General features: G+C 33.6%; 1 protein-coding gene and 1 pseudogene. Both read left to right on the forward strand.

Annotation, left to right across the window (positions count from 1 at the left end; all coding sequences use genetic code 11):
* Positions 1-269: 269 nt before the first annotated feature.
* Positions 270-7,697, forward strand: a complete 7,428-nt coding sequence (locus H5162_RS20870) for a CHC2 zinc finger domain-containing protein (RefSeq protein ID WP_182779423.1) — start codon at positions 270-272, stop codon at positions 7,695-7,697.
* A 207-nt stretch (positions 7,698-7,904) separates the two neighbouring features.
* Positions 7,905-8,010, forward strand: a pseudogene (locus H5162_RS20875) (nucleoside diphosphate kinase regulator); the annotation flags it as partial.

Consider the following 8,010-nt stretch of genomic DNA (forward strand, 5'->3'; position numbering starts at 1 on the left):
GCCAAAACCAAGTGGCGGTCTCATAAAAGTAAAAATAAAAGCAATCACTTATCAGCCAGAACGAGCCGGTGAGTTACATCGATAATATTTATGTTATTAAAAACCCAGTGAAAGCTGGGTTTTGTGTTATTAGATATAAGGTATTCAAACGTTTACAAATTGCCTAAAGAGATATAGTCACCCCATAAAATTAATTGTAATAATTATGAAGAATTGTCGTACTATAGAAAATATCTAGCTTCAATAATTTAAAATAAAAAGGGATTTTCATGAATTTCAAAGAAGCCACTGCTGAATTACTGCGTAAAGTATCCCTAGAAGACTTATGTTTACGACTTGGAATAGAAACAGAAAATAAAAGTAATAGAGTTAAAGCTATTTGTCAGTTTCATGATGATACAAGGCCATCAATGGAGCTATTTGACAATAATACTGATGGTTCAGCCCAATATCATTGTTTTTCTTGTGGTGCTCACGGAAATTTATTTGATCTTGTAAAAGAAGTTAACAACCTTGAATTCAAAGACGCCGTTTATTGGCTTGCTAAAGAATATAATGTAAATATTACGAATGACTTTAAAGCAAAAAAACATCCTAATACATCATTACTGGAGAGTATCTCATTTAATGTTTTCGAGTATGCTTTACAACAATTCCAAGAACATCAAAATAAATCAGTATTAATAAATTATCTAGATAGCCGAGGCTACAAAGAAGAAAACATAAAAGAGCTCAATATTTGTATAAAAGGGCAATACTCTTTAGTAAAACATTTATATGCTTTGAATCTGAGTGAACCAGAGAAAATAGAGGTCTTTGATCAGTTTGAAAAAGCTGGCTTAATAAAAAAAAATACAGAAAATGTAAAACAAGCTAAAAGTAATACCCTTGCATTAAATCATTACCACTACGATAGCTTTAGAAATGATAGATTAATATTTCCCATTAGAACAGAAGGTGGCGAATTAAAGGGATTCTCAGCTAGATCTACATCTTCACAGGATAATGGACCTAAGTATTTATTTAGTAAAAACTTAAATAAATCGGATCTTCTTTATCTTTCAGAGCTATCTTTTATCCGATTAAAAAAAAGTAAGAAAAAGGTAGAACAGCTCTATATCTGTGAAGGGTTGTTTGACGCTGTTCGTTTGTACTCTTTAGGATTTAATGCTGTATCAATCCTTGGCGCTAACCTCTCTGATAACCAATGTCAGATCATATGCAACTTAGCGAAAGAGCAACGAAGAAAAAACAAGCTCTTAGAAGTTGTTTTATTTTTTGATAATGATCCCGCCGGAATTACCGCAACTGCTAATGCAATTATAAAGCTGTATAAAAATAGTGAAAGTGGAGATCTTGATCTCAAAGTTTTACATTCAACAGTTGAAGATAAAGTTGACCCAGATTCTTATTTGCAAAACATCTCGAGCCAAGAAGAGGCAAAGGCAAAATTAGAAGCTATAAAATATCCTTTACCTGCGATATTTTTAGCAAATGAGTTAAATGCTCCAACATCTTTAATTTTGGATAAGGCTTATTGGAAAGATATTTCATATTCTCAAAGAGTAAGGGCATCTAAACAATGGTTTTCCATATTTAGAAAAAGTAGCCATGATGCAAATGAAATATTAACGTCATTTCAATCTACCTGCGGTAATAGTGATTGGTTTCAATTTTTACAAAACAATAACGCTCCAGGACTACCTACGTCGCAAGAGAAAGAAATTTCCTTTGTAACCACCGAAAGTGAAAGATTAAACTTGTCAATGGCACTAGCAAAATCTTCCCATGCTAGAGGTGGCGCCTTCCCTGATAATACAGCTGAATGGCGACGTATCGAAATGTGCACCACCGCTATTCAACTTATAATTATCGATCGCTTTGGCGCTCTGAAAGATGACCTTAGGCCCATAGAACCATTAAATACCGTCTATATGTCTAGGACTTTAGGCGGTACAGAAGCCCGAGTGATGTCACTTCATTGTCCCGAAGATTTAATTTCTCATCAATATGTAATGAGTGAGTTAATTACAGAAAGGTATGACTCACCATCTGATAAGTTTAGTTGGAGGATTCCTGTCACTAGGTATTTTAGAGAAGGTTCTAACACTGAAACTACTGGTGAAGGAGGTATTAGTAAACACCTTTATACTCTCAGTTTTGCTTACCAAATTGATATGGAAGTGCTTGAGGGTCGTGAAAAACCTTCAAGCTCAGGAATGTTTAGACCATACTTCGACTGTTGGCAAGAATTCACTAGCTCGATCAATCTTGCGGCAAGCAAAATGACGCAAGTTCATATGGTTAGATTAGATTTAAAACGATATTACGATCGGTTAAAACGATTTGTTATAAAAGATGCTTTAAGAGCATGCTTACCAACTGACTTTGACAATGAATGCTTATCTTTATTCACAACTAGTGGGGTAGAAAAAAGAGATGAAGTCATTGATTGGCTCTTAGAGCAAAGTTTTGGCTATGACAAATTTAATCCTGAAACAGGGAATAGAGAACGCTCAGATCTTATGGTTGGTATTCCTCAAGGACCCGACCTATCTGCTTTTTTAGCAAACTTAGTATTATTTTCAGTAGATTCTGCTGCTAGAAAATTTATTGAAAGTAATAAGGACAAAGTATCGGACTACACACCTGCTTGGTACTCTAGATATGTTGATGACATGGTACTTATTGCTGAAGACGCAACTTTATTATCTAGATTGCGCTCAGTTGTCGAAGATGCGATTAAAAAACTAGAACTAGAAGTTATTTCTAAAGAACAACCCATGCCAATGTCCCCGGAAGATTTCAAAAATTACTTAACAAAAGGTAAGGCTTTATCTGCTTCTGGCCCTGAAGGTAATGTGGATATAATTGAACCTGAGGATATCGAATTTTATGAAAAAATTGAAAGATATCAAGCTTTAGGCTTATTAAATAATCGTCAATTATATTCTGATACTTCTGAAGTACTGAAAAAGAAGATTGCATTAGCCGCTAGTGCTGATCAACTTCGTTTTTCTGATCTAAGTAAACTTACAAAATGGATTTGGTTTTATTGTATTAAACAAAATTTAGATTCAAATGAAAAAATTACAGATGTAAATAATCTTATTTCATCTTATTTCGATGTATGGGAAAAGGCTACCGCAAATTTAGAACCATCAATTAACCCAGAACAAAGTCCTTGGGAAGACCCTTTACTGCTTGCTTTCGATGGTCTTGATTTACTTATTGAAAAAAATACGTGGGTCAATGATGAGCTATCAGAAGAGCAAATAAAAATAAAATCTACTGTAAGAACAGCAATATCAAAATGTATATTTTCTGAAGGATTACTAGACCTTTTATCAGAGAATATTGGTCATAAGTTAACTGGAGGTGGGGTTAGCATATCCCAATTAAACCGCACTTATTGGCAGAAAAAAATTAATTTACTTTGGCATGCTAGAGTAAGTTTACCTGCACAAAACACAGGTGAACCCTTTAAGTATGGAGCTTTTGAATCTCAGAATATCAACTTAACAAAGAGCCTAATTAGAACCAACTTAACAGAATGTTCTCTAAAAAAGAGTGATACTTTAACTTATGAAATTACTTCAGAAAGTAAATTAAGACGCTTATGTATTTTATTGCAAATCATCTACTTTAAACTAGGTTTTAAAGGTGACGATAACTCGATTGATGTATTAAATTCATTAGAACATGAAGTACATTTCTTAAGGGAGGGAGAATCAAAAGAAGAAATAACGCCCAACTCTTTTATCTTTTTCAATTTATTAATAGCAAGTAAAAATAATACATTTAACAATGTTAATGATGAATCGATTACAAATTTAAAGGTTAAAGCACTTAATTTTATTTGTAATACTGCAACCAAAGATAATGTTTTAAATCTTTTAAGTCATAGATGGGACATTGTCGTCAGTAAAGATTTTAATAGTAATGATTACACACTTATTCCTCCATTACCGACTATTGATGAAAAAACTATTTATGGATTTTCTTCACCAATAGAGTCATTAGAAGATAAGCCTTTTGAAATTAGCCAGTTACTAAAAATAAGTATTGACGCTGAAAATACAGATGATGATATTTTCGTGTCTGACAATGAGCAAAATTCAACAACGGAATGGGAAAAGTTAAATGATGTAGGAGGGGAGCATGTAAGCCTTTTTAAGGCCAGCTCCCATTCTTTAAAGAAGAGTAATAAGATTAACTATAACTCTCCTGCGCCACCAAAAACTATTGATTCAAAATTGTTAAAGTGGACAGCTGATACATTTGAAGCAATTCTAAAATGTACTAAAAAAGAAAAAGGCGGAGTTGATTTTTATAGAGTACCTAATTGGTCAAATCTTTCAATGTCGATTGCACCACATAATTTATCAATTGATGATAAAAATGAAATTTGCATTTTAGCAGCCTTACGACAAGACATATCTTATGCTCAAGCATTTATTCGAGATGGCTCAAGAGGGCTAAGAGCGATATCCATCCCAAAACATAATAGCCATATTTGGCAAGTAGGTGTAGCGTTAACTGATATCTTAGGCTTTATCCAGGATTTAGATGATTATACCCTTTTTACCAATACTGAGTGCTGTCACACTGAGACACCTCAGCTGAGATTATTAAAAAATTCTTTGAAGAAGTTGAATGGTTCTGTGCACCAATCTATGCCAAGTCCTTTCAAAAATGAACGAGATATACCTAAAACAATCCTGCGTACTTTGACGTTATTGAGGGCTTTTCCAAGTAATAGTAACCCCACAGAGGAATACGCATATGGTTACGTTTCTGAAATGGAAACTCAACTCATGAGAATAAGGTTGAGTAGTAACAATCATGTCCTTGTAGACCTACCAAATCTGTATATTAGTGCTATTACATCCCTTTTAAATCGCATTCCTTTAAATTGGTTTGACTATTTGAGAAAAGTTAATTTAAAAGAAAATGCTACTCTATCACCTAAACTAAGAAAGTCATGCGAGTTCTGGCAAACATTACATGATAGCTTTGAAAAAACATTTAACTCAGCAGACTTCCAAAAGAAAAACCTCAAACCGTATAAAAAGTCAATATTACTAGGCTGTAAATATAGCTTAATTCATTCTTGGCTTAAGGCTATGGTTTTTGAAGCTGAAGTTCAAAGCCCAAGCGATACTAACACATTTAAAAATATTGAATTATGCTCTCAATTTTATGAGCTATTTAAAAATCACGACGTTAATTCATTAGGCTTGGAGGAATTGATTTTTGTAAGAGACGAAAACTCTGGATGTGTTGAAAAATTAGGTGAGCACTATTTGAGTTTATTGAATGACAAAGCCACGCAAAATGCATTCAGTAAAATAACGCTTGCGGGATGGCTTTTACTCGCGTTAATAAAGAAAAAAATAATATTACCTTCAAATAAAAATAAAACAGAAAAAACTGAAACGCTAGAAAGCTATTTTTCGGCATTTAAATTTGTTTTATATAAAGGGACTAGAGATTTTTCATGGCCATTAGAGTATTCGTTGCCTGATACTCCCCCTTCAATTAAAGACTTAATAAATGCCTTGCGAGCAATTGATGACTTTTCAAATGTCAACGTTCGCGAGGTTGTTCAAAAGCACTTTGATTATAAATCTAGCACTGGTGAATTTAATGGTCGCTGGGTACTTAAAAAATGGCAATTAGATATTGCAGCTTCTACCGCTAGAGATAATCAAGCTTATACCGAAATAGTAGACACTGAGTTATTAAGCTACTGGACAGAAAGTAGAGATAAAAATCAAAAACCTATATATATATCTACATGTGGTAAAAGATTTGGTCAGATATTAAACGCGATTAGTCTCCCTTTTTTGCTTAATAAAAAAGGTGCTCAATCAACGTTACATAAAGATGCTACTTCACCTGAAGAGGTTACTTCACCTGAAGTAAACGAAGCTATTAAAAACAATGAAAGAATAGTTGATAGCAAAGATAATTCAATAAAGCATTTCAACATACCTGAATTTGATGATATTCAAAATAGGTTGCACAGCAGAGCTTGGGATAAAAGGAAAGAAAACAAATCGCCCTCACATATAAGAGCAGCGCTTTTACAATTTGAATTAATTGGTGAATTCGGTAATGGCTATGACTTTCCTGTTGAACCTAAAAGAAACCCGAATAACACTGAAGAAAGCAGTCGGCTAAAGATTAAATATGAAAAGCAGTTACAAGAGTATCGATATCAAGAATATAGGAGGCAAGAGATATTGAGTCAAACACTAGCTGCCTGCGATAAACTCGGAGTTGAATTTCTGGTACTCCCTGAATATTCAGTTCAACCTGAAACTATCTTGTGGTTAAAGGAGAAGCTAAAAGATAAAAAAGTTTCAATATTAGCGGGAACTTATCGTTTATCCGGTCAATATAAGAATACAAATAAGGCAATTAGCAAAAGTTATTTAGATTCATCTAAACCTTATCAAGCTATCATGAGCTTATTAATCCCATATGCATATAATGGAAAAGATGAAGTTATTTGTTTAAACAGGGCTAAAAAATATGCCTCTGCGGCAGCCAATGAATTGATATACCCATATCAAGATGCACTAACACCGTTATTTACTCTAAAGAAATTTGAAAGGGAAGTTTTAAGTACTTGCGATTCTTTAGAGTCTCAATTAGAAGAAGAATTAAAATTATTAAGCGAAGATACAACTTTAATTACCCAATTAAATAAAATAAAAAAAGCCCTAAACCAAAACAACCCTAAACTTGGCGTAGAAGATATAAATAGCTTATACCAAACGAAGCATCTTAGGGTCTTAAATTTTGTACAGGAAGTGATTTGTGCTGAATTATTTCTACTCACTAACCCAGCTAACTCTATTAATTTAGCCTCAGAGTATAAAACTTTATCGCAAAAATTCGGGAAAATTTTAACAAGAAGTGAATTCGATATAATAAGAGGCGATCTTGATAGTTTAACTCAATACTTATCTGGAGCAGGTTCGGATGGAGGGAATGCGAAAGTACGTAATATAGGAGAGTTAAATAGAAGAAGTATTATCGCTATCCCAGCAATGACCTCAAGGAAGCAAGATTATTGGATATATGGACAAGGAGCAATGTTAGCTAATGGCTGTAGTACTATTTTTTGTAATGCTGTCGCACCTCCATATTCCACTGGGGGCAGTTGCTTTATTGGTCTTGATAGTTGGATTGAAGGAAAATCCAAATCGATAACACCATATAATGGCTGGTCTAAGGGGATTTATTATGGGTATAAGAGTGATGCTCTGGCCAAAGAGCAGGCATTGGTAATTGCTGATATTGATCCTTTAATGATGAGTTTAGGCAAGCCAAGACCACAATCACTCCCTTCTCCAATGAAATTAGTCGCATACATTCCTATTTTGGAAATCATTGAAAAACAATATTCCATATATGATACAGCTTTAAAGTCATTAGAAAGCATTTTCAAAAATCAGGCTGATCTGAATACTCCAATTAACCCAAGTAATTTTATCGATACCGAAAAAAGTTTGAAGGCGTTATTCGAAATTAATAAAGATATTAGTATCGCCTGCTCAGATAGAATTGAGCATTGGTATAATAACTGGGAGAAAAATCCTCAGGTTGGGATACCAGCATTAACAGATTGGATTGGTGTATGTATCAAAAGCGCAGGTGATTGGAAAAAAGATAACAAAGAATAACATTTTTATTATATTACAATAGCATATATAGAAGTTTAATAATCCCTATCTAGCCAAAATAAAACCCAGCTTCGGCTGGGTTTTTAGCTTTAAGAGCAACGATAAAGTAGCAAATAAAATGACTCCAGCGTATTGCAGTGTCTAAACTGCGTAGCAAACCATACTCAGAGTTAATTTTATTTATAAGACATAATTAAGGATATTAAGATGAATAAAAAGCCTGAACTGATCATCTCGTCACTCGATGCTGATAGATTGTATGATTTAATGGAATCATTACCAGCAGGAAGCTTTGCTGGCGAAAAAGAACTTG

It is taken from the genome of Pseudoalteromonas sp. SR41-8, assembly GCF_014163915.1.
GTDB lineage: Bacteria > Pseudomonadota > Gammaproteobacteria > Enterobacterales > Alteromonadaceae > Pseudoalteromonas > Pseudoalteromonas rhizosphaerae.